Annotated in this window: 20 protein-coding genes; 8 read left to right on the plus strand and 12 right to left on the minus strand. The window is 42.1% G+C overall.

Annotated elements, in window-relative coordinates; genetic code table 11:
* Positions 1-18 precede the first annotated feature (18 nt).
* From E7588_02170 to E7588_02205, 8 genes are all read right to left on the minus strand, one after another.
* Positions 19-879 (minus strand): sugar phosphate isomerase/epimerase, encoded by an 861-nt coding sequence (locus E7588_02170; GenBank protein ID MBE6688065.1) that lies wholly within the window; start codon positions 877-879, stop codon positions 19-21.
* A gap of 152 nt (positions 880-1,031) precedes the next feature.
* On the minus strand, positions 1,032-3,407 hold the full coding sequence (locus E7588_02175) for an endonuclease MutS2 (protein MBE6688066.1): 2,376 nt from the start codon (positions 3,405-3,407) through the stop codon (positions 1,032-1,034).
* The gene (gene recO / locus E7588_02180) at positions 3,394-4,158 is read right to left on the minus strand and encodes a DNA repair protein RecO (GenBank protein MBE6688067.1); all 765 of its coding nucleotides are present in this window, start codon (positions 4,156-4,158) and stop codon (positions 3,394-3,396) included. Before recO ends, E7588_02175 begins: the two co-directional genes overlap by 14 nt.
* A gap of 2 nt (positions 4,159-4,160) precedes the next feature.
* A complete protein-coding gene (locus E7588_02185; GenBank protein MBE6688068.1) occupies positions 4,161-5,063 on the minus strand; it encodes a GTPase Era in 903 nt (300 codons plus the stop codon).
* Position 5,064: 1 nt separating this feature from the next.
* Positions 5,065-5,529 carry an rRNA maturation RNase YbeY gene (ybeY, locus tag E7588_02190; GenBank protein MBE6688069.1) on the minus strand — a complete coding sequence of 155 codons (465 nt, stop codon included), beginning with the start codon at positions 5,527-5,529 and terminating at the stop codon, positions 5,065-5,067.
* The gene (gene phoH / locus E7588_02195; protein MBE6688070.1) at positions 5,526-6,521 is read right to left on the minus strand and encodes a phosphate starvation-inducible protein PhoH; all 996 of its coding nucleotides are present in this window, start codon (positions 6,519-6,521) and stop codon (positions 5,526-5,528) included. The genes ybeY and phoH overlap by 4 nt, the downstream gene beginning before the upstream one ends.
* Entirely contained in the window at positions 6,496-7,728 is a 1,233-nt protein-coding gene (locus E7588_02200; GenBank protein ID MBE6688071.1) for a hypothetical protein, read from the minus strand. Before E7588_02200 ends, phoH begins: the two co-directional genes overlap by 26 nt.
* A 2-nt stretch (positions 7,729-7,730) precedes the next feature.
* Entirely contained in the window at positions 7,731-7,973 is a 243-nt protein-coding gene (locus E7588_02205; protein MBE6688072.1) for a hypothetical protein, read from the minus strand.
* Positions 7,974-8,036: 63 nt separating this feature from the next.
* On the opposite strand from E7588_02205, the gene E7588_02210 reads away from it, so the two are divergent.
* Positions 8,037-9,056 (plus strand): hypothetical protein, encoded by a 1,020-nt coding sequence (locus E7588_02210; GenBank protein MBE6688073.1) that lies wholly within the window; start codon positions 8,037-8,039, stop codon positions 9,054-9,056.
* 29 nt (positions 9,057-9,085) lie between these two features.
* On the plus strand, positions 9,086-9,295 hold the full coding sequence (locus tag E7588_02215) for a hypothetical protein (protein ID MBE6688074.1): 210 nt from the start codon (positions 9,086-9,088) through the stop codon (positions 9,293-9,295).
* Positions 9,296-9,367: 72 nt separating this feature from the next.
* On the opposite strand, the gene rpmE is transcribed toward E7588_02215, so the two are convergent.
* Together rpmE and E7588_02225 are read right to left on the minus strand one after the other, a co-directional pair.
* Positions 9,368-9,568, minus strand: coding sequence for a 50S ribosomal protein L31 (gene rpmE / locus E7588_02220; GenBank protein ID MBE6688075.1), 201 nt, complete (start codon positions 9,566-9,568; stop codon positions 9,368-9,370).
* A 100-nt stretch (positions 9,569-9,668) separates the two neighbouring features.
* Positions 9,669-10,691 carry a hypothetical protein gene (locus E7588_02225; GenBank protein ID MBE6688076.1) on the minus strand — a complete coding sequence of 341 codons (1,023 nt, stop codon included), beginning with the start codon at positions 10,689-10,691 and terminating at the stop codon, positions 9,669-9,671.
* Between the two features lie 185 nt (positions 10,692-10,876).
* Between E7588_02225 and E7588_02230 the strand changes: the two genes are divergently transcribed.
* Genes E7588_02230 through coaW form a run of 6 tightly spaced genes read left to right on the plus strand, consistent with a single transcriptional unit; the run spans position 10,877 to position 17,817 of the window.
* Positions 10,877-12,124, plus strand: coding sequence for a serine hydroxymethyltransferase (locus E7588_02230; protein MBE6688077.1), 1,248 nt, complete (start codon positions 10,877-10,879; stop codon positions 12,122-12,124).
* Entirely contained in the window at positions 12,124-13,374 is a 1,251-nt protein-coding gene (locus tag E7588_02235; protein ID MBE6688078.1) for a replication-associated recombination protein A, read from the plus strand. The genes E7588_02230 and E7588_02235 overlap by 1 nt, the downstream gene beginning before the upstream one ends.
* Positions 13,375-13,398: 24 nt before the next feature.
* Positions 13,399-14,265 (plus strand): NAD(P)/FAD-dependent oxidoreductase, encoded by an 867-nt coding sequence (locus E7588_02240; protein ID MBE6688079.1) that lies wholly within the window; start codon positions 13,399-13,401, stop codon positions 14,263-14,265.
* Between the two features lie 4 nt (positions 14,266-14,269).
* On the plus strand, positions 14,270-15,670 hold the full coding sequence (gene asnS, locus E7588_02245) for an asparagine--tRNA ligase (protein ID MBE6688080.1): 1,401 nt from the start codon (positions 14,270-14,272) through the stop codon (positions 15,668-15,670).
* A gap of 38 nt (positions 15,671-15,708) precedes the next feature.
* Positions 15,709-16,980 (plus strand): aminotransferase class I/II-fold pyridoxal phosphate-dependent enzyme, encoded by a 1,272-nt coding sequence (locus E7588_02250; GenBank protein ID MBE6688081.1) that lies wholly within the window; start codon positions 15,709-15,711, stop codon positions 16,978-16,980.
* Positions 16,981-16,995: 15 nt separating this feature from the next.
* On the plus strand, positions 16,996-17,817 hold the full coding sequence (coaW, locus tag E7588_02255; protein MBE6688082.1) for a type II pantothenate kinase: 822 nt from the start codon (positions 16,996-16,998) through the stop codon (positions 17,815-17,817).
* 51 nt (positions 17,818-17,868) lie between these two features.
* Here coaW and E7588_02260 read toward each other — a convergent pair whose 3' ends face one another.
* Together E7588_02260 and spoIID are read right to left on the minus strand one after the other, a co-directional pair.
* A complete protein-coding gene (locus tag E7588_02260) occupies positions 17,869-18,576 on the minus strand; it encodes a M23 family metallopeptidase (protein MBE6688083.1) in 708 nt (235 codons plus the stop codon).
* A 65-nt stretch (positions 18,577-18,641) separates the two neighbouring features.
* On the minus strand, positions 18,642-19,637 hold the full coding sequence (gene spoIID / locus E7588_02265; protein MBE6688084.1) for a stage II sporulation protein D: 996 nt from the start codon (positions 19,635-19,637) through the stop codon (positions 18,642-18,644).
* Positions 19,638-19,736: the final 99 nt, after the last annotated feature.

The following is a 19,736-nucleotide window of genomic DNA, read 5'->3' on the forward strand; positions in this document are numbered from 1 at the left end:
CTTTCATTTATACAAATTTTATTTTACTCTTTCATTGATTGCAAACAAAGCCTTAACCGCTGTCTCAAATGCTTCATATGCAGAGGAATATGTATACTTTCTTTTGAGTACCTCGTGGGCCGAAAGCTGATCCAAACCGTCAAACACAGTCAGATGAGGCTCGAGGGTTACATATGTAGGCTTACCTTGTCTGAGTTCGCTGACTGCACACAGGGTTTCGTAAACACCGCCTATGCCCTCACCTGCCGGACAGATATTATGCTCTGCATCCGCATCCTTGATATGGATATATTCAACATAATCCTTGACCAGCTCAAATGCATAAGGATAAGGTTGCGCGTCTGCCATTATAAAGTTGCACATATCATACACGGCACGCATTTCACCGCCGAACTCACGAAGAATATCGAGGCAATACTCGGGTTTTTCGCCATATATACTCTTTTCGTTTTCGTGACACAACACCATTCCGCGGCGTTTAGCTTCATCCAGAAGCCTACGCAATCTTTTCATCACTTCAGGACGGTATCTCACAGGCTCCTGTCCCTCAGGAATAAAAAAGCTGAACATTCTTATATTCTTCGTACCGAAAATCTCGGCAAGATCAAGAATGTGCTTGTATTTTTCAAAATGTTCCTCAAAATCATCTGTGATGTCAATTTTACCTATCGGGGAACCGATGGCAGAAACACCAACGCCTTCTTCATCAAGAATTTTTTTAAAGCCCACTGCTTCTTCTTTTGTAATATCAATAATCGATTTTCCGTCAAGCTTACGTGGCTCAATACAAAAAACACCCATTTTCTTTAGGTTCTGAGCCTGCTCACGGAAGTTGCTGCATATTTCATCGCCGAAACCGCTGAAAATAAAATTCTTCATTCTGTCGCCTTTCGTAAAAAATGATAAATTTACAACATATCACAGTAATTATATCAAATAAATCTCGGAATTAAAAGAGGTTAAAACATAAATTAATATTTTATTAACATTATTTGAAAGCATTTTAAGGTATTTGCATTATCACGTACAGATTATTTGATTTCAATTACGGTTACACCGCTGTCTCCCTCGCCGTACATGCCCATTCGGTAGCTTAAAATACGCTTGTCATTTTTCAGATAACGCCACAGTGCGGCACGCAGTGCGCCCGTTCCTTTGCCATGAATCAAAGTGGCGCTGTGCAATCCAGCCATCTGGAGGTCATCAATGTACTTATCAACCAAAAACCATGCGTCGTCGCCTATCTGTCCGCGCAGGTCTATTTCACTGCGGATTTCCGAGCGTTGTCCCATCATACCCGATGTCTTTTTAACCTGCTTTTTTGTTTTTGATGTATCAATACCCGTAACCAGTCTTAGATTTTTCTTAGGGACCTTCATTTTAACACTGCCGCTGAGAACCTGAACATCATCTCCCGAAACGGCAATTACGGTGCCCTCTCGATTAACACCTGCGATAATAACCTTGTCACCCTCACGAAGCTCGCGCGGAAGCTCATATTCTTCCTCGTGCTCCACCGACACATTATCTACATCTTTTTCGCTGGTGCGAATCCTGCGCCGCATTTCTTCCTTTGCCTTGTCATATTCCTCGTTATAGCGTTCTTCCTCACGTTTCTTTTTAATGGCGTCAAGCTCGTCCAGTACATAATCACTTGTAGCTTTGGCACTTTTCAGAATACGGTTTGCTTCGGCACGAGCGCGATCGACTTCCTTTTGTGCCGCGTTGAGAAGTTTGTCACGTTCGGCAACTGTTTCGTCATGAGTGCGCTTAATCTCATCTCGCATACGCTGTGCTTCAGCACGCAATGCCTCCATCTCAAATCGCTTCTTTTCAAGGTTTTCGATAGTACCCTCAAACTGTCGGTTTTCAGAAGAAATATACTCTTTTGCGGTATTGATTATATCTTCTGAAAGACCGAGCTTCAAAGAAATAAGGAATGCATTGGACTTACCCGGAGTACCTATAACAAGCTTATAGGTAGGCTTTAATGTGTCCACATCAAATTCACAGGATGCATTTTCAACACCGTCGGTGTTTATGGCATACGCCTTTAATTCGGCATAATGTGTAGTTGCCGCACAAAGTATTCCCTTTTGGCGGATACCGTCAAGAATAGCAGTAGCAAGAGCCGCTCCCTCTACCGGATCAGTACCCGCGCCCAGCTCATCGAAAAGAACCAGTGTATTTTCGGTAGCTTCATCAAGCATTGACACTATATTTTTCATATGTGAAGAAAAAGTGGAAAGGGATTGTTCAATGCTCTGTTCGTCACCGATATCCGCAAGAATATTATCAAAGACACACGCCTTCGACCCTTCAGAGCAAGGTATATGCAAGCCGCACTGCACCATCATTGACAAAAGCCCCAAAGTTTTAAGGGTAACCGTCTTACCGCCGGTGTTGGGACCGGTAATAATAAGACTGCTGAAAGTACCTCCAAGCTTTACGTCTATGGGTACTACTTTTTTCTTATCAAGAAGAGGATGACGGGCATGTATAAAGTCTACCGTTTTTTTATCAGATATAATCGGTGAAACGCAATCCAGTCTGTATGAAAGCTCAGCTCTGGCGAATATTACACATATTTCAACCAGCATGGAATAGTTTAGTCTTATGCCTTCGGAAAACGCGGCACAATCGGCGGACAGTTCGTAGAGAATACGCTCTACCTCATGCTTTTCCTCGTTCTCCAGCACTTTAATTTCGTTATTGAGCTCCACCACGCTGAGTGGTTCGATAAACAACGTTGCACCCGAAGCAGAAGTATCGTGAACAAGGCCCTTTATCTCATTGCGAGCTTCTGCCTTGACAGGAATTACAAATCTGCCGCCGCGTGTTGTTATGATGTTTTCTTGCAAATATTTGCTGTACGCCGTTCCTGTAATATATTTTTGCATATTCTCACGCACTTTATTATGTGAGCGGCGGATTTTTATACGTATTTCATGAAGCTTTTCGCTGGCATCGTCGGCAATCTGCTCTTCATTCATGAATGTTTTTTTGATTTTATCTTCAAGAGCATTATTGGGTACAAGCACATTGAAAAAATCATAAAGACTGCTTTCCGAACTCATATCATTTGAGTAGGTTCGCAGATTTCTTACTGCTCCCAAAAGTGCCTCAATATTCAAAAGCTCCTTTACGGTCAGAACAGCAGATTTTTCTGCTCTTGCGACACTGTTCTCCACAGGTTTTACTCCCATAAACGAAGGAGTGCCTTTGGTAACCATCATAGCCTTTGCATCGCTCGTCTGATTTTGCAGCTTTTTAATTACAGCAACATCAGTATCGGGCATTATACCCGAAATTACATTTTTTGCGCCTTCGAGCGAAGCGCATTCAGCAAGCATACCAAGTATTTTATCAAACTCCAGCACACTTATTGCTTTTTTAAAATTTTCCATTGCTATCCTCTACAGTATTGTAAAAATCCAATGTATCCGGCTTTTTTTCAAGCTGTGCCAGCAGGAAATCACAGCAAACACTGCAAAATTCCTTTTCCGTTTTTTCCGGCACCTTTACGGCATAAGCTTTATTTTCCGGAGAGCTTATAACATATTTCATAAGATTAAAACAGGATAAGCTGACAAGTCTTTTTTTCACATACGGTTCTGTGGTACAACATTTGCACACAAAAACACCGTCAACAAAGCAAAAATACATTTCTTCATCACATAACTCACCGCCGCATACCGCACATTCTTCAAGGTTTGGCATATATCCTGCCGCACAAAGCATGCGAAGCTCATATACTGCTTTAATCATTCTGCGGGGTCTGTCATCCTTATACAGGATGTGCAGTGCATTTATGCAATAATGCATTATTTCAGAGGTGTCATTCTCACCGCGTCCGAAAATATCCGCCAACTCTGCGATATACGATGCCAGGGCAAGCTGTTCAAGCTTGCCGTCATGTCTTATACAATATCTTTCGGGAGAAGAGCTTTTAAGGGTGTATCTGCCGTCACGGTAATATGCAACAAATTCTCCGTATGTGAAAATTGAGCACGCAGCGGCATTACGGTTTTTCACCGATCCTACACCCTTTGCGCTCATTTGCACACGTCCGCAGTTGTCTGTGAGAACAGTTATAAATTTACCATAATCTCCACTTTTTTCTTCGCGTACAACAAGACCGTTAAAAGATACCAGCACGGTTAGTCATCCCTGTTGTTAAATCCGAAATTGCTTATCATAATGTCACTGTCGCGCCAATTTTCCTTTACTTTAACCCATAAATTAATATTGACTTTGACCCCAAAGAATTCTTCAAGATCCTCTCTGGCATATGAACCTATCTTTTTCAGCATTGAGCCGTTTTTGCCTATTATTATGCGCTTGTGGCTCTCGCGTTCACAAAAGATTTCAGCACGTATATCAAGCAGATGGCCGCGTACATCCTTAAACCCTTCAATGACAACGGCTGTACCATGAGGAATTTCATCGCTGAGCAATCGGAGCATCTTTTCACGTATAACCTCTGCCACAATCTGTCTTTCGGGCTGGTCGGTAACATAATCTGAAGGGAAGAACCAGTCACCCTCATGAACAAAAGGCTTGAGTTCATCAAAAATTATATCTGCACCGTCACCCGTGAGCGCGCTTATCGGTATAACAGCACTAAACTCAAACTCACTTGTATAAGCCTGAATGGTGGCCAGTATAAGCTCCTTTTTTGTAATATCGGTCTTGTTTATTACAAGTATCACAGGCGTGCCGTCACGGTCAAAACGTTCAAGCAGCTCACGGTCGGCAGGATGAACAGATGAATCAGCTTCACACAGAAGCAGAGCGCAATCCACATCACCGACAGCCTGCGAGACCTCTTTGATCATTGTTTCGCCGAGCTTTGTTTTGGGCTTATGCATACCCGGAGTATCCAAGAATACGTACTGAGTGTCTTCTTTTGTGAGTATACCCGTTATTCTTGTTCGGGTTGTCTGGGGCTTATTCGACACTATTGCAATTTTTTCGCCCAGAAGATGATTGAGCAATGTGGACTTGCCGACATTGGGGCGTCCGACAATTGCTATAAAAGAGGTTTTAGGTGTTAAATCCATATTATAATCCCATGCTTTCTATAATTTTATCTTGTTTTTCCGTCATTTCTTTTTCATCCTGCTCGTTGTCAACATGGTCGTAACCCAAAAGGTGAAGCGTAGAATGAATTGTCAAGTACGCAAGCTCACGTTCAAAGCTGTGCATATATTCCTTGGCCTGTTCCTCTATTTTCTCTACCGAAATAACGATATCCCCCAAAAGAACTGCGCCTTTATCCATGTCAAAATCACCGATGTTATCATCATCCTCCGCCATGGGAAAGGAAAGTACATCGGTCGGACGGTCCACGCCGCGGTATTCCCGGTTCATAACATGAATTTCCTCGTTGTCCGTCAGTGTCACCGAAACCTCGGCATCGTCCGGGAACTTTTCACTCCTGAGCGTTGTACGCACAGCTTTTCTTATAAGATTTTTCATGTCGGCATCTGCTTTTATCTTTCCGCCGAAGTAAACATATGTTTTCATTTTTTTACCCTCTTGTATTTCATATTCATAGCTGCTTTTTTCTTTTCCTCATAGCCGGCATACGCACGTATTATTTTGGTTACAAGCGTATGTCTGACCACATCCTTGTCGCTCAGTGTCACTATGCCTATATCGTCAATATCCTGCAATATTTTGACCGCTTCACGTAAGCCGGAGCTTTTACCGTCAGGTAAGTCTATCTGTGTGATATCGCCGTTCACAATTGCTTTTGAATTAAAACCGAGACGTGTAAGAAACATTTTCATCTGTTCGGGAGTAGTATTCTGTGCTTCGTCAAGGATGATGAATGAATCATCCAGTGTACGTCCTCTCATATAAGCAAGCGGTGCAACTTCTATAACGCCCTTTTCGACGTTCTTGTTAAAGCTCTCAGCTCCCATCATTTCGTAAAGTGCATCATAAAGCGGGCGAAGATATGGGTCTATTTTGTTTTGCAAATCACCCGGCAAAAAGCCCAGCTTTTCGCCAGCTTCAACTGCAGGACGGGTAAGAATTATACGGTTTATCCTTTTATTTCGCAGTGCAGTTACGGCCATCGCAACCGCAAGAAAAGTTTTACCCGTGCCCGCAGGTCCGATTCCTATTGTTATCGTATTTTTGTTGATGGTATCCACATACTGCTTTTGCCCCAACGTTTTTGGCTTGACAGGCTTACCCTTTGTGGTAATACATATACAGTCGCCGTCGAAGCTCATCAGTTCATCAGTTCTGGAGCTTTGCACCATGCTGACAGCATAGGTTACATTTTGCTCGGTTATGTTTTCACTGAGCTTCGCCGTTTTTTTCAGATAACCGACAACATCAGACGCTGCCTTAACATCCTCAGATGATCCCGAGATTTTCAACTCCGGTCCCCTACTTACAAGCGTTACATTAAATTCATTTTCAATAATTTCCAGATTTTTGTCAAAGTCACCCAGGATTTTAGGAAGAATATCGGGATTTTCAAACGTTATTATTTGTTCCGTCATTTTTGGTGTTTTGCTCCTGATTATAATAAAATATTTTTTCCTGCGCTATATCTTCAATACAATCGACCGTTCCGCTCAGCACAAAATATCCGTCACGAACTTCCTCGTTAAGATTTTCGCTCTCCACAGAAACGGATTTGCGGCTTCCTATGAAAGAAGCATAACAGTCGTACGCAAGTTCTCTGGCGCGCTTAATGTCAATTTCTATCTCGCGTTCCTCGTACTCTGCATATGTTGTAACCGCATAATAAATCGGCAACTCAACAGTATCAAAAACGATTACCGACTCTTCGTCATATATTGTATCATATTTTTCATATAAATTTCCACTATTTATAAAAAAATTAATATATTTTCCTAAAATTTTTATAGATTTTCTTTTAATTTCCTTACCGGTATAGTGTTTTTCGGTCTGCAAAAGCGGAATTTTGTATTCAAGACTATGCCGGGTGGAAGCCATAACCTTCCCGGAAGCACGCCTTACACGATATCCGACTGTATTGCTGTCAATCACTCCGCTGACAAGAAGCTGTCCCTGGGTCACCGCATCTCCCCGCTTTACCACCGTCTCTCCGGAAACAACCTCAGTTTTAACAATTTGACCGGGATACGAAGCCACCAAATTCACGGGAGTAGTAAGATCCTCTTTATCTCCGGGCAATACCCTTTCGTGTACTTGAACTTTAGCAGTTGTTCCGCGCATGTTGATGGCAATAAATGCAACATCTTCATTTTCCGCCATCACTGCTGTTTCAATGCGCTTCAGCTTCTTTCCCGGCAAAAATGTGCCCTCGCAGAAGCCTTGCTTATCAAGCATATGAGAAATTTGAGCATAATTCAGTTTAACATTTCCGCTGACCTCTATTTTCCACACAAACATTGTGGAAAATATTACAGCAACTACCCCGAAAAAAGCACCTATTATCATGCCTACACGCAGCTTATGCCTCATGATAATGAACGGCAGACCCATATTCATGAACGTAATATCACCCGAGGGCAATCCCAGCTCTTTAGTCGCAGTAAGAAGAGTTGACCTGTAACACGGTTTTACCTTAAAAAAAGCTCTTGTATGTACGTTTTCCATATCCCAAAATGAAATATTTTTGTTAACGAGAAAGCTCAACAGCTTTTCACATCCCATCCCGCGTTCCACGGATACAAGAGTATAACCGAAAATAAAATTCAGAAAACTATATAAAAGCATAGCTACCCCTCAAACTTTATGGCAGAAAACTTTCCTTTTACAAGGACAGCACCGTTTTCCATGTTGGTCATAGTCAGTCCTTCGCCTTCAACCACTATTGTTCTTCCCGCAACAAACACTATTTGTTTTTCATCGTAGCCAATAACTTTTCCGCACCCTTCTGCCAACATTTCACAATCACCGCATATCTGTATCAACGACCTCTCCTTCATAAAGCACATACTGTTTTTAAAAATATTCTTCAAGATTATCACCTCGTTTTAACATTTTATGTATATCGGAATAATATAATTCATCAGGTGATTTGATTGAAAAAATATTTTATGGCCGTTATAATGATAGTCATGTCCCTTTTGATTGTTATCAACCATACAGCCGTACAGGCATCAGTTAAAAATACGGTTTTTGCCTGCCTTAATTCTATTCTTCCATCGGTATTCCCTTTCCTCATTATTTCCTCACTGATAGTTTTGAGCGGCAGTGCGGCAATAATAGGAAAGCCTTTTTACCCGCTGTTCAGATTTATATTCGGCACCAGTAAATGCAGCAGTACAGCAATAATTCTTGGACTTACAGCAGGATTTCCCATCGGTGCCTCATTTTGCCATGAGCTTTACAAAAAAGGAGAAATAACAAAAGGTGAAGCGGAGTATCTGCTTTCTTTCTGCTCTAACAGCGGGATATCATTCATATTCGGATTTCTGGGCGGAGCGGTTTTCGGAAGTATAAAAGCAGGTATTTCTATATTTCTTATTCAAATGATTTCTTCACTGTTGGTAGGAATAATTCTTAAAAACAAAAAAGCAAAATTTACGGAGTTCTCTTTTCAAGATTCCGCAAATCAGCCTATAATTCCCATTATTGTCAAATCTGTAAAATCCTCTGTGATCAACATGGCATACATATGCGGATATATTGTTTTCTTTGCGGTTCTTACAGAAGTAGTGATGTTTTTTCTCCCCGGTAGCCTTTCATTTATCGTCAAGGGTATATGCGAAATCACTTCAGCATCAAGCGAATTAACGGGTGCATTTGACAGATATTCGCTCGTTGCAGCAAACGGTCTTTTATCCTGGGGCGGCCTGAGCGTTCACATGCAGGTACGCGCCGTTACGGGTGAGCTTTCCATGAGACCGTATTTCACGGGAAAGCTTATCCATATGGCGATATCAATGCTCACTGCAATGATTGTACCTATCGACACGGCCGTACGTGTATATCATGAAAGCGTTTCATACACATACGATACAAAAAACTGCGGAATTTTGTTTTTATTGACAATTTTTATTATTATCTATTGCATTTTTCAGAATAATAGTGTAAAATAATGTCGAATAATATGCATGAGGTTGCGAAGATGAAAAAAGCTAACAAAAAATACGATAAATGTTGTTATTATTGTGAATACTCAAATGCAATACTTGACGGCGAAAGCTTTTTGTGCAAAAAAAAAGGAGTAGTAACTCCCGATTTTTCATGCTCTGCATTTATCTTTGACCCGCTGAAAAAAGATATTTCCGTCCGATTTGCCAACACTGCATTTGATGAAAGTGATTTCAAAATATAAAATCGGTCACTCACGCCAAAAAATCAAAAATTAAAACAATAGGGCATCTGCGACGCAGATGCCCTATGCTTATTATGCACGGTTAAATTTCTTCTTAAACTTGTCAACACGTCCGCCGGCATCAACAAATTTCTGTTTGCCGGTAAAGAACGGGTGGCACTTGGAACAAATTTCAACGTGAATATCCTCTTTGGTGGATCTGGTGGGATACTCCGCGCCGCAAGCACAAATTATTTTGGTTTCTTTATACTCGGGATGAATTCCTGCTTTCATACTTTACACCTCACTTAAAAATAACTACATCTCTTGCATTATATCACACATTTGGTAAAAAATCAAGAGTTTAATGAAATTTTTTTATTTTTTTTGCTTTTCACAGTAAATTATCAACATCTACTGCATAAATCGGTATATCGGTTTCCCCTTCCGGTATACATGCGGCATGCAGGACATTCTTAAAAAGAACATCAGCTTTGGAAAACACAATTTCCACAAGACCATAGTTTTTGCCGTCAAACCTAAGTGTAAATGCAGCGCCAAAATCATTTGCAATACGTTTTAAAAGCTCATAGTCGACAAACGCAGGATGAGAGCAATTCAATTCGCAAATTTCACCGAAATTAACATCACTGTTTCTGTCATTTTCAAAACCGAAAAATGAGTTATGGAACGGACATCTGAAAAGTATTCTCAGTGTTTCGATCTCGTTCTTGAACGACACTTCTACGGTGCGCAGTGAAAACTTTGCAATCATAAGCATAACGTTGGTCAGAAAAAAACTGAATTTCATCAAAGCAACTTGTATGTACATATTGCTGTCTGACCGCACTGTTTTAAAGCGGCACGGTGAACCCTCTTTATCGAAGCACGTCTTTATAATTCTGTTTCCCACTTGTTCAATCGGATAAAAATACTCTTTTTCGTTATCGGCACGCTCGTCCAGAGCTACCGACATGAGTTCGGAAATGTTGGTTGAAATCTTTCCGGAATTTCGAACATATTCGGAAAGCTTTAAACTGTGATATGAAATCGGAGCTAATGACGGAATGGTGCATGAGCTGTACAGCTTCTGAACAAAATCCACCGATGTGACTACTTCCTCATTTTTGCGCGGAATTGAATAAAGAAATACAAAAACGCAGTAATTGACAAGACCTTCACGAAAATGTTCGGTAAAAAAGTAATACCTTACATCATCCATCAAAATATTTTCAATTTTACGAGGATTATCTGATGCTATTTTTTTAAGCTCCGTACCGTACAAGCGACACAAATCGCAAAAGCGTTTGTCGGGCCTTACAAGCCACTGAATTTTCATTTTGTTTTCAGGACCGGTGATAACCATTGTAGGGTATATCGTATTATTGTATCTTTCAGATATATGTGTACTAAGCAAAGCCTTCTCCTATTCAATAAAATCAACGGGTATTTTATCATCTCTATTTATATGTTCTGTTAACAAACTGAAAACAAATTATTATTTTAGCAAAAAAAGGCACGAATATTTGAGAATACTATTGATAAAATGAAAAAAATGAAGTATAATGTATGATGTTATTATATATTTATTTGGAGGTTCTAATGTTTATAGAAGAAAATATTGATTACTTGAAATCATGCGATGAAGATGTTGCAAACGCCGTTACGCGCGAGCTTGCAAGACAGCGCAGAAATATTGAACTCATCGCATCCGAAAACTTTGTTTCCCCCGCTGTTTTGGCGGCTCAGGGCTCAGTTCTCACCAACAAATACGCTGAAGGATATCCGGCCAAGAGATACTACGGCGGATGTGAAGAAGTTGACGTTGTCGAAAACATAGCTATCGAACGTGCAAAGGAGCTTTTCGGCGCTCAGTATGCAAATGTTCAGCCTCACAGCGGTTCTCAGGCGAACACTGCTGTTTATGTTGCTTTACTTAAGCAGGGTGATACCGTTCTCGGTATGAATCTTGCGCATGGCGGTCATCTTACACACGGAAGCCCCGTAAACATATCCGGTCTTTACTATAATTTTGTTTCTTACGGCGTTGACCCCGACACCGCTGTTATAGATTACGACGAAGTAGAGCGTATTGCAACAGAAACCAAGCCTAAACTTATTGTTGCAGGCGCAAGTGCTTACCCCAGGGTTCTTGATTTTGAAAAATTTGCATATATTGCCAAGAAGGTTGGTGCATATCTCATGGTGGATATGGCTCACATCGCAGGTCTTGTTGCAGCAGGGCTTCATCCTTCGCCCGTCCCCTATGCCGATGTTGTAACCACCACCACTCACAAAACTCTTCGCGGTCCCAGAGGCGGTATGATACTTTGCAACACCGAAGAAATGAACAAGGCGATAAACAAAGCAATTTTCCCCGGCATTCAGGGCGGTCCCCTTATGCACGTAATTGCCGCAAAAGCTGTTTGCCTCGGCGAAGCACTTAAACCCGCTTTCAAGGATTATCAGAGCCGTGTGCGCGCCAATGCCGACGCTCTCGCAGGCGCTCTGATGGCAGAAGGCTTCAACCTGCTTTCCGGCGGTACTGACAATCACCTTATGCTTCTCGATCTTCGCAATATGGATATCACCGGAAAGGAACTCGAGCATCGCCTTGACGAAGTTTATATAACCGTTAATAAGAACGCTATTCCCAACGACCCTCAAAAGCCCTTTGTAACCAGTGGTGTTCGTATAGGTACTCCCGCAGCCACCTCTCGCGGCTTTGATACCGAAGACATGAAATGCATCGCTCACCTTATAAAGCTTGCTGCTACTGACTTTGAAGCAAGTCAAGACAAGATACGTTCCGCTGTAACCGAGCTTTGCGGTAAGCATCCCCTTTATTGATGAACACACCGCTTGCAGACCGTCTCCGACCGCAAAATCTCAATGAGGTTGTGGGACAGCGGCATCTGCTGGATGATAACGCTCCGTTAAAGCGCTTGCTTGACAACGGTATTCTGCCCAATATGATTTTTTACGGTCCTCCAGGAACCGGCAAAACAACCGTTGCGCAGATTATCGCTTCGCAGGCAAAAATAACGTTTCAAAAATTAAATGCCACCTCAGCTTCCGGCAGTGACATAAAAGAAGTGCTTCAGCAGAGTAACACTTTTTTCGGAGCCGACGGAATCTTGCTGTATATTGATGAGATTCAATATCTTAACAAAAAACAACAGCAAACCTTACTCGAATATATTGAAGATGGAAGAGTCACACTTATAGCCTCTACCACCGAGAACCCATATTTCTACGTACACAAGGCTATTCTTTCACGTTCCAGTGTATTTGAATTCAAGCCTGTCTCAAGGGACGATATATTTCTTGCCGTACGGCGTGCGTTGGATGTTCTCAATAATGACAATCCAACGAAAAAAATCATTTCCGATGATGCGTTCAAGGCTTTATGTGAAAGAAGCGGCGGAGACGTCAGGTGCTCGCTCAACATTCTGGAGCTTTCGTATTACATCAGCGGTGACGAAATCACAGTTGAAAATGTAATAAGCGTATCCGGCAATAATTACATGACCTTTGACCGAGATGACGATGTTCATTTCGAACTTCTTTCGGGATTGCAGAAATCCATACGCGGTTCGGACGAGAATGCGGCATTGTTCTATCTTGCACGTCTTTTGGACGGCGGAGATCTTCTTTCGGCATGCCGACGTTTGTTGGTTATAGCTTCGGAGGATATCGGGCTTGCTTACCCGATGGCGGCAACCATCGTTAATTCCTGTGTAGACAGTGCGATACGCCTTGGAATGCCTGAAGCCCGAATTCCATTGGCTCAGGCTGTTGTACTTCTCGCCACCTCTCCCAAATCAAACAGTTCATATCTTGCTTTTGATATGGCTCTTGAGGATGTCAAATCCGGTAAGGGTCGCGACATGCCGGAGCACTTAAAAAACAATCACTGTCCTTCCGAGGGAACAACATACGATAAATACAAATATCCGCACGATTTTAAGAATCATTACGTCAAGCAGCAATATTTGCCGGACGATTTAAAGAATAGGGTTTACTATACCTTTGGTGACAACAAAACCGAGCAAGCGGCTTACGAATACAGAAAAAAAATTACCGATTCCGATGCATAATCTTCTTACATGTGAGGAACTTCAATGAATGACAAAACCGTTATCATTATAGGCTCAGGACCCGCGGGCGTATCTGCTTCGCTTTATACAAAGCGTGCCGGCATACGCACCATAGTAATTTCAAAATCCTCAGGCGCGCTTGAAAAAGCACATTGGGTCAACAATTATTACGGATTTCCAAACCCTATCAGCGGTCAGGATTTACTAAAAAATGGTGTTGAACAGGCATCTTTACTCGGTGTCGAATTTGTAAAAGCTGAGGTATTTGACGTCAGCTACAACGGCAACTACACCGTCAGCACAGACGGCGGTGTCTTTAACGCCGACGGTGTCATAATTGCAATGGGTACTTCACGTAAAGCCCCCTTGATCAAAGGTATTACCGAGTTTGAAGGGCGCGGTGTCAGCTACTGCGCTGTTTGTGATGCGTTTTTCTTCCGAGGTAAAAATGTTGCTGTACTGGGCAATTCGGAATATGCCAAGCATGAAGCTGCCGAGCTCATTCCCCTTGCCTCTTCCGTCACCGTTCTTACAGACGGTTCACAGCCGGAAACCGATTTTTCCGTTCCCGTCATAACCGATAAAATTGTGGAAATATGCGGAAATGACAAAGTGGACAGTATTGCATTCGAAAGCGGAAAAACACTTGTAACAGACGGGCTGTTTGTTGCTTGCGGAACAGCAGGCAGTTCTGATATAGCACGAAAGCTCGGCATTGCCGTTGAAAACGGTAAAATAATAACTGACAATAACATGTCCTGCGGTTTTCCCGGAATTTATGCCGCAGGAGATTGTACAGGCGGTCTCTTACAAATTTCAAAAGCAGTTTACGAAGGCGCTTTAGCCGGAACTGAAATGATAAAATATATCAGAAGCATCAGAAAGGATTAACACAATGTTTCCTACAAGAACAAGAATTTCGGAAATATACGCCGACCCCCAAGCATACGAAAACAAAAGAATAACCGTTGCAGGCTGGATACGAACCATGCGCGCAAATAACGCAATTGGTTTTATTGCGCTTAATGACGGAAGTTGCCACAGCAATATTCAGGTAGTTTTCGAGCGTGAGTTTATATCCAACTACGACGAAATTGAAAAACAGAATATCTGTGCAGCCATTCTTTGCGAGGGTACACTGGTTCTTACCCCCGAAGCAAAACAGCCTTTTGAAATCAAAGCTGAAAAAATAAGCATTGAAGCAACCTCCACCCCTGATTATCCTCTTCAGAACAAGCGCCACTCTCCCGAATTTCTCAGAACAATTGCGCATCTGCGTCCACGTGCGAACACCTACAATGCAGTATTCAGAGTACGTTCGGTAGCGGCTTTTGCAATACATTCCTTCTTCCAGGAAAGAGGCTTTATATACGCAAACACTCCCATCATTACCGCCAGTGATTGTGAAGGTGCCGGCGAAATGTTCAAGATAACCACTCTCGATATGGAAAATCCTCCCAGAACGGAAAACGGTGACATTGATTATTCCGAGGACTTTTTTGGCAAAAAAGCAAATCTTACCGTTTCGGGTCAGCTCAATGCAGAGTGCTTTGCGCTGGCTTATGCGGGAACATATACCTTTGGTCCTACTTTCCGCGCTGAGAACTCCAACACTCCCCGCCACGCGGCCGAGTTTTGGATGATGGAGCCTGAGATTGCGTTTGCCGATTTAGAGGACGATATGCAGCTGGCACAGGATATGATCAAATACGTAATCTCATATGTACTTAAAAAATGTCCTCAGGACATGGCTTTCTTCAACAATTTTGTTGACAAGGGCCTTATCGAACGACTCAACAAGCTGGTCGAGTCTGATTTCGCTCACGTAACCTACACTGAAGCGGTTGAACTCCTCAAAAACAGCGGTCAGAAATTCGAATATCCCGTCGAGTGGGGTATTGACTTGCAAACCGAGCACGAGCGTTATCTTACAGAAAAAATATTTGAAAAGCCTGTTTTTGTTACCGATTATCCAAAGGATATAAAAGCATTTTACATGCGTCTTAACGATGACGGAAAGACTGTTGCGGCTATGGATATGCTGGTTCCGGGCGTAGGAGAACTCATCGGCGGAAGCCAGCGTGAAGAACGTCTGGAGCTTCTTGAAAAGCGTATGCAGGAACTCGAGCTTGATCCCAAGGACTACTGGTGGTATCTGGAACTTCGCAAATTCGGCGGAGTTAAGCACTCCGGTTTCGGTTTGGGCTTTGAGCGTCTCATTATGTACCTCACCGGTATAACCAATATCAGAGATGTCGAAGCTTTCCCCCGTACAGTTGGCAGTGCGGATTTCTAATATAAACATTCAAAATCCAGAAAGGAATCAAAAAAAGAATGAATTATCTTCAAATGTCCCCTGCAGAATTGAAATCGGAATATGAAAAGGTCAGTGCTGATTACAGCGAGATTGTCAAAAAGGGTCTAAAGCTTGATATGTCGCGCGGTAAGCCTTGCAAAGCACAGCTTGATCTTACCAATGAAATGCTTAACACACTTTCTGCCAGTGACAGCCTCTGCGCTGAAAACGGCTTTGATTGCAGGAACTACGGAATTTTAGACGGTATACCCGAAGCCAAAAAACTGTTTGCCCCGGTTCTCGGAGTAAGCGAAGATGAAATTGTAATTTTCGGCAACTCATCTCTCAACATAATGTATGATACCATAATAAAAGCAATGCAATTCGGCATCATGGGAAACACCCCCTGGTGTAAACTGGATAAAGTAAAATTTCTCTGTCCTGTTCCCGGTTATGACCGTCATTTTGCTGTTTGTCAAGCAATGGGTATCGAAATGATAAATGTGCCCATGAAAAACGACGGGCCGGACATGGATATTGTTGAAAAGCTGGTCGCACAAGACGACAGCATAAAAGGCATTTGGTGCGTCCCCAAGTACAGTAATCCGGACGGCATTACTTATTCCGATACTGTCGTCAAGAGAATGGCTAATCTTTCGCCCAAAGCAAAAGATTTCAGAATTTTCTGGGACAACGCATATGCTATTCATGATTTTTCTGACCCCGATACTCTCATGAATATATTTGACGAGCTTAAAAAGAACGGCAAGCAGGATATGATTTTCATGTTCGGTTCCACCTCCAAGGTTACTTTCCCGGGTGCAGGTGTCGCATTCATGGGTGCTTCGCAGGCGAACCTTGAATGGTTGAAAAAGCTTTTATTCTTCCAGACCATCGGTCATGACAAAATCAACCAGCTCCGTCATGTGAGATTCTTCAAAACATACAATAACATAATTATTCACATGAAAAAGCACGCAGAGATACTTATGCCTAAGTTTGACATAGTCTGCAACACTCTTGAGAGTAAGCTTAAAGTGTATGGACTGGGCAATTGGAAGCGTCCTAACGGCGGTTACTTTGTAAGCCTTTTCCTGCCAGGTGGCTGTGCAAAGCGCACCGCTGAATTATGCAAACAGGCAGGTGTTGTACTTACAGGCGCAGGTGCGACATATCCCTATGGTATCGATCCGGATGACAGCAATCTGCGTATTTCCCCCTCTTTCCCGCCCAATGATGAGCTTCAGCAGGCCATGAACGTACTTTGTCTGTGCGCACGTCTTGCTTATCTTGAGCAAAAAACGAAATAATAAAAGGAGCACTTCATGAGTATTGTTATCGGCGTTGACATCGGTGGTTCTACAACTAAAATTTGCGGTTTCGATTCTCACAAAAAACTCATCACACCGCTTTTTGTGAAAGCAACCGATCCTCTCGCTTCATTTTACGGTGCCTTCGGAAAGTTCACCGACGAAAACAAAATTCCCCTCAGCGAAATAGACAAGGTAATGATAACCGGCGTAGGTTCGTCATTCATATCCTCGAACACTGTCTATGGTCTGCCCACTCAGCACGTTGAAGAGTTCAATGCAATCGGTTTGGGAGGAAAATTTCTTTCACGCTTAGAGAACGCCATTGTCGTAAGTATGGGCACAGGAACTGCCATAGTACATGTGAACGGAAATTCTACCGATTACCTGGGTGGTACAGGAATGGGTGGCGGCACTCTGCTGGGTCTTTCTAAGCTTCTCATAAATGTCGAAAGCATTGACCATATTTCCGCGCTTGCATGCGAGGGTGACATTTCAAATATCGATCTCAGAATAGCCGATATTACAAAAAAGGATATTATCCCTAATCTTCCGGGGCACACCACTGCTTCAAACTTTGGAAAAGTAAGTGACGTAGCCACAAATGCGGATATCGCAAGAGGAACTATAAATCTTGTGTTTGAAACCATTGCCGTTATTTCTATTTTTGCCGCACGAAGCAGAAATGCAAAGGATATTGTGCTCACGGGTAATCTCACGCGTATACCTCAATGCAGTGATACCTTCAGAGATCTTTCCGAAATGTTTCACATTAACTTTATAATTCCTGATAAATCTCAATATGGTACCGTAATAGGTGCTGCATTATTGGCGTAAAGACCAACGCAAAAAAACAACAGCAGAACGCATAAGCGTTCTGCTGTCTTTTCATTCTTCAAGATTGAAATCATTTATGGCTACATAATTTCCGTCTTTTATAACTTCAAAATGAAGATGATATCCCTCGGCACATTCAAGTATACCCGGGTCTCCGACAAAAGCCACATTTTGACCCGCACTGACGGCAACACCCGCCCCGAGACCTTCGGGAAGTTCTGAAGAAAGGTTGCAGTAGCGTGTTATAATATTATCATCGTGGCTTATTACCAGTGTCATACCGTTAAGAGGATCGTCGTAAAATTCCTCCACGGTTCCATCTGTAAAACTCATGACCGCCTGACCGTATTCGCAGCCTATATCAACACCTGCGTGAGTTCTGTAATCGTTCATTGTTTTTGAAAACACAAGTACATCCTTTGAAAAATCCTTTGTCACATCACCGCTGACAGGAAAGTAGTACTTTTTTTCTTCGATGATTACAGGTTCTTCCACGATATCTGCAATCGGTTCTTCGGGGACGAGCTCAGGTTCGAAAACCTCGTTATTTTCCGCAATCTGAGGTATATCGGGAATTACCGGAGCAAGTTTTATATCTTCCGCACGAGTATCCGGTGACGAAATTTGTTCTTCAGGCGGTTGTGTAAACGCCGCTCTCAGTGATGCAAAAATCCCCAGACCTAGAAAAATAAGGAAGCAGAAGGATATGATAATGTAAATTCCTGTTGCAAGCAAGTTTTTCTTTTTGCGATTCTCCATTTTATTCACCCTTTCAAGTTGTTGTCAATATTGTTAACACTTAAAAGGGAAAATATACGCAAATATCAAATATTTACGATGGTATCCATATTAACAATTTCACATCCGCTGTAATAGTGTTTAAGTATATCACTATAAGCAATTCCCGACTCCGCCATTATCTTTGCACCATACTGGCTCATTCCTACACCGTGCCCGTACCCGCTCACATCAAACACAACGTTATTTTCATCAATTGTAACATCAAATGTACAAGATCGAAGCGAAAAAATCTTGCGAACCTCTGTTCCGGGTACTGTTACATTATTACCTCCAATTTGCTCAACAACAATATACTTTACTCTTCCGCTGTCGTTTCTATGCAAATTAATATTCCCGGTTGGGAAATGGCACTCATATCCGGCATATTCCAGTTTTTCTATAAAACCATCAAACGAGAGCGAAATTTTACTGTAAAAACCCGGCATACCGTTTTCGTTAGGAGAAGAGACTGACAGCAAATAAGGCACCTCACTCCCCCACACTTGCTCCGCGTCCTCTGTGTAACAGTCTGAAGAGGCGTGATATACGGCGTTTATCGGGCGATTTTCAAAAGTAAGTATTTCGCCTTTCGTTTCCTCAACGGCTCTGTAAATCAGATCTATTTGCGATTTGTTAAATTGTTCTGAAAATTCATCTGAAGATTTATACGCCTGGCAGTGTTTGTAATCTGTGCAAACGTCTGCACTGTGTATATTTTCGCGATTTTTATTCATACAATAGAGCGTATAAGTGCGTGCCGCTACGGCTTGCGCTTTTAAGGCCTCAAGACCGTATGAAACAGGCATTTCTGCAGAAAGCACGCGAGCTATGTATTCTTCAAGTGGAATATCCTCTACCACACCGTTTGTATGGTTATAAACTGCAATTAGCTCTGCCACACCATTCATTTCTGTATCCGGTGTACTTTTTGCAAGAATCTCAAAACTCTTTTCAACTTTCACACTGTCTTTGAACAGCAACAGCACTGTATTCCATATAAAAATAAAGCAAAATATTAAAAACAGAATTTTTTTGTTCATATTACACTTAACATCCAAAATATTATTTTTGAATTTTTACAATTTGTATCTTGCAAAAATATACATTTTATACTATAATATAACTATTAATAAACATGA

This window comes from Oscillospiraceae bacterium (genome assembly GCA_015065085.1).
In the GTDB taxonomy this organism is placed as follows: Bacteria; Bacillota; Clostridia; order Oscillospirales; family SIG627; genus SIG627.

Excerpts from the sequence above, each read along its gene's own strand:
- phoH (MBE6688070.1), bottom strand. The coding sequence starts at position 6,521 with ATGACGGAACAAATAATAACGTTTGAAAATCCCGATATTCTTCCTAAA.
- E7588_02235 (MBE6688078.1), top strand. The coding sequence starts at position 12,124 with ATGAACACACCGCTTGCAGACCGTCTCCGACCGCAAAATCTCAATGAG.
- E7588_02200 (MBE6688071.1), bottom strand. The coding sequence starts at position 7,728 with ATGCTTTTATATAGTTTTCTGAATTTTATTTTCGGTTATACTCTTGTA.
- rpmE (MBE6688075.1), bottom strand. The coding sequence starts at position 9,568 with ATGAAAGCAGGAATTCATCCCGAGTATAAAGAAACCAAAATAATTTGT.
- E7588_02260 (MBE6688083.1), bottom strand. The coding sequence starts at position 18,576 with ATGGAGAATCGCAAAAAGAAAAACTTGCTTGCAACAGGAATTTACATT.
- ybeY (MBE6688069.1), bottom strand. The coding sequence starts at position 5,529 with ATGAAAACATATGTTTACTTCGGCGGAAAGATAAAAGCAGATGCCGAC.
- spoIID (MBE6688084.1), bottom strand. The coding sequence starts at position 19,637 with ATGAACAAAAAAATTCTGTTTTTAATATTTTGCTTTATTTTTATATGG.
- E7588_02215 (MBE6688074.1), top strand. The coding sequence starts at position 9,086 with ATGAAAAAAGCTAACAAAAAATACGATAAATGTTGTTATTATTGTGAA.
- asnS (MBE6688080.1), top strand. The coding sequence starts at position 14,270 with ATGTTTCCTACAAGAACAAGAATTTCGGAAATATACGCCGACCCCCAA.
- E7588_02250 (MBE6688081.1), top strand. The coding sequence starts at position 15,709 with ATGAATTATCTTCAAATGTCCCCTGCAGAATTGAAATCGGAATATGAA.
- E7588_02175 (MBE6688066.1), bottom strand. The coding sequence starts at position 3,407 with ATGGAAAATTTTAAAAAAGCAATAAGTGTGCTGGAGTTTGATAAAATA.
- E7588_02185 (MBE6688068.1), bottom strand. The coding sequence starts at position 5,063 with ATGGATTTAACACCTAAAACCTCTTTTATAGCAATTGTCGGACGCCCC.
- E7588_02230 (MBE6688077.1), top strand. The coding sequence starts at position 10,877 with ATGTTTATAGAAGAAAATATTGATTACTTGAAATCATGCGATGAAGAT.
- E7588_02240 (MBE6688079.1), top strand. The coding sequence starts at position 13,399 with ATGAATGACAAAACCGTTATCATTATAGGCTCAGGACCCGCGGGCGTA.
- E7588_02170 (MBE6688065.1), bottom strand. The coding sequence starts at position 879 with ATGAAGAATTTTATTTTCAGCGGTTTCGGCGATGAAATATGCAGCAAC.
- coaW (MBE6688082.1), top strand. The coding sequence starts at position 16,996 with ATGAGTATTGTTATCGGCGTTGACATCGGTGGTTCTACAACTAAAATT.